Annotated in this window: 3 protein-coding genes and 1 pseudogene; all 4 read left to right on the top strand. The window is 60.4% G+C overall.

Annotated elements, in window-relative coordinates; genetic code table 11:
- Positions 1–153: pseudogene (glyA, locus tag AQS70_RS23225) on the top strand (serine hydroxymethyltransferase); the annotation flags it as partial.
- A gap of 22 nt (positions 154–175) precedes the next feature.
- On the top strand, positions 176–1426 hold the full coding sequence (locus tag AQS70_RS09425) for a sarcosine oxidase subunit beta family protein (RefSeq protein WP_055102545.1): 1251 nt from the start codon (positions 176–178) through the stop codon (positions 1424–1426).
- A gap of 19 nt (positions 1427–1445) precedes the next feature.
- Entirely contained in the window at positions 1446–1778 is a 333-nt protein-coding gene (locus tag AQS70_RS09420) for a sarcosine oxidase subunit delta (protein WP_055102544.1), read from the top strand.
- Positions 1775–2898: 2Fe-2S iron-sulfur cluster-binding protein (locus AQS70_RS09415; protein ID WP_156355082.1), on the top strand; the 1124-nt coding region annotated here is incomplete at its 3' end. The genes AQS70_RS09420 and AQS70_RS09415, both read left to right, overlap by 4 nt.

Here is a 2898-nt window from a genome sequence, read left to right as displayed (position 1 = left end):
GCGGGGGTCGCGCGTGGTTTCAGAGTGGCGCAATGCACGCAGTTGGCGGGCTGGATCTGCGACATCCTCGATCACCTCGGTGACCCGGATATCGAGGCCGATGTGGCGCGCCAAGTGACGTCGCTGTGCAAAGACTTCCCGGTTTATCGCTGAGCGCGTTTTTGGAGTAAACCCTATGCAACGGTACTCAGGCTTCGGCCTTCTTAAGCACTCGTTCAGCCACCACGAAAACTGGCAAAAAATGTGGCGCACGCCGACCCCGAAAAAGGTCTACGACGTAGTCATCGTCGGCGGCGGCGGGCACGGGCTGGCCACCGCGTATTACTTGGCCAAAGAACACGGCATCACTAATGTGGCCGTGGTCGAAAAAGGCTGGTTGGGCGGCGGCAACACGGCGCGCAACACCACCATCGTGCGCTCCAACTATTTGTGGGACGAATCGGCGCACCTCTACGAACACGCGATGAAGCTGTGGGAAGGTTTGTCCCAAGACCTGAACTACAACGTCATGTTCTCGCAGCGCGGTGTGTACAACTTGTGTCACACACTGCAAGACATGCGCGACTCGGAGCGCCGGGTCAGCGCCAACCGCCTTAATGGAGTCGATGGCGAGTTGCTCAACGGCAAACAAGTGGCCGACGAAATTCCCTACCTTGATTGCTCCAAAAACACCCGTTACCCGATCATCGGTGCCACCGTGCAACGGCGCGGCGGTGTTGCCCGGCATGACGCCGTGGCTTGGGGCTTTGCCCGTGCGGCTGACGCCTTGGGTGTGGACTTGATCCAGCAAACCGAAGTGTTGGGCTTTCGCAAAGAAAACGGCGTGTGCGTTGGCGTTGAAACCAGCAAAGGCTTTATCGGCGCCAAACGCGTGGGGGTAGTCACCGCCGGTAACTCCGGGCACATGGCGCGTCAGGCCGGGTTCCGTCTGCCAATCGAATCGCACCCGCTGCAAGCGCTGGTGTCGGAGCCGATCAAACCGATTATCGACAGCGTGATCATGTCCAACGCTGTACACGGCTACATCAGCCAGTCCGACAAAGGCGACTTGGTCATCGGGGCCGGTATCGACGGTTGGGTCGGCTATGGCCAGCGCGGTTCGTACCCGGTGATCGAACACACCATTCAAGCGATTGTGGAAATGTTTCCGGTGTTGTCCCGCGTGCGCATGAACCGACAGTGGGGCGGCATCGTCGATACCACGCCAGACGCCTGCCCGATTATTTCCAAAACCCCGGTGCCCAATTTGTTCTTCAACTGCGGCTGGGGCACCGGCGGTTTCAAAGCCACGCCGGGCTCGGGCAACGTGTTCGCCGCCAGCTTGGCCAAAGGCGAAATGCACCCGCTGGCGGCGCCGTTTTCTATCGACCGGTTCTACAACGGCGCTTTGATCGACGAGCATGGCGCTGCCGCTGTCGCCCACTAATTAACAGGAGAACCACCCCATGTTGCATATCTTCTGTCCTCATTGCGGCGAGTTGCGCTCCGAAGAAGAATTTCACGCCAGCGGCCAAGCGCACATTCCGCGCCCGCTCGACCCCAACGCCTGCACCGACAAGGAGTGGGGCGACTATATGTTCTTTCGCGATAACCCACGCGGCTTGCACCACGAACTGTGGAACCACGTGGCCGGTTGCCGTCAGTTCTTTAACGCCACGCGCAACACCGTGACCTACGAAATTCTTGAAACCTACCTGATCGGCACAGCGCCGCAGTTCACCGAACAGGCCGCGTCCGTAGCGCCTACAGCCACCCGCGAGCAGGGAGAAAAGGTATGAGCCAGACCCATCGCTTGCCTAATGGCGGCCGCGTTGATCGCAGCAAAGTACTGACCTTTACCTTTAATGGCCAAACCTACAAAGGCTACCAAGGCGACAGCCTAGCGGCCGCATTGTTGGCCAATGGAGTGGACGTCATCGGTCGCAGTTTTAAATATTCCCGCCCGCGTGGCATTTACGCCGCGGGCGCTGAAGAGCCCAACGCGGTGCTGCAAATCGGCGCCACCGAAGCCACTCAAGTGCCTAACGTGCGGGCCACGCAACAGGCGCTGTACCAAGGTTTGGTCGCCACCAGCACCAACGGTTGGCCCAACGTTAATAACGACATGATGGGCATTTTGGGCAAGGTCGGCGGCAAGTTGATGCCGCCGGGCTTTTACTACAAAACCTTCATGTACCCACAATCGTTTTGGATGACCTACGAGAAATACATTCGCAAGGCTGCCGGTTTGGGCCGTTCGCCGACCCAAAATGACCCAGACACCTACGACAACATGAACCACCATTGCGACGTGCTGATCGTCGGCGCAGGCCCCGCAGGCTTGGCCGCAGCTTTGGCGGCGGCACGCAGCGGCGCACGGGTGATGGTTGCCGATGAGCAAGAAGAGTTTGGCGGCAGCTTGCTCGACAGCCGCGAAAGCCTGGACGGTAAACCGGCGATGGAGTGGGTGGCCAAGGCCACCGCCGAACTCAACGCCCTGCCCAATGTCGTGCTGCTGCCTCGGGCGACGGTGAACGGCTATCACGACCACAACTTTCTGACCATTCACGAGCGCCTCACCGATCACTTAAGTGACCGCGCCCCGATTGGCCAAGTGCGTCAGCGCCTGCACCGGGTTCGAGCCAAGCGCGTGGTGCTGGCCACCGGCGCGTGCGAGCGACCATTGGTGTACGGCAACAACGACGTGCCGGGCAACATGCTGGCGGGTGCGGTGTCGACCTACGTGCGTCGCTATGGGGTGGCGCCGGGCAAAAAACTGCTGCTGAGCACCAACAACGATCACGCCTACCGCGTGGCGCTGGACTGGCTCGACGCGGGCCAGCAAGTGGTGGCGGTGGCCGATGCGCGCAGTAATCCGCGTGGCGCGTTGGTCGAAGAAGCACGGGCCAAAGGCATTCG

The organism is Pseudomonas endophytica (genome assembly GCF_001411475.1).
Lineage (GTDB): Bacteria > Pseudomonadota > Gammaproteobacteria > Pseudomonadales > Pseudomonadaceae > Aquipseudomonas > Aquipseudomonas endophytica.
The sequence above is the reverse complement of the archived record's forward strand: the minus strand, read 5'-3'. Positions and strand labels throughout refer to the sequence as shown.

Bases quoted from the DNA above. Each gene is read 5' to 3' on its own strand.
- AQS70_RS09425 (WP_055102545.1), top strand. From the start codon at position 176: ATGCAACGGTACTCAGGCTTCGGCCTTCTTAAGCACTCGTTCAGCCAC.
- AQS70_RS09420 (WP_055102544.1), top strand. From the start codon at position 1,446: ATGTTGCATATCTTCTGTCCTCATTGCGGCGAGTTGCGCTCCGAAGAA.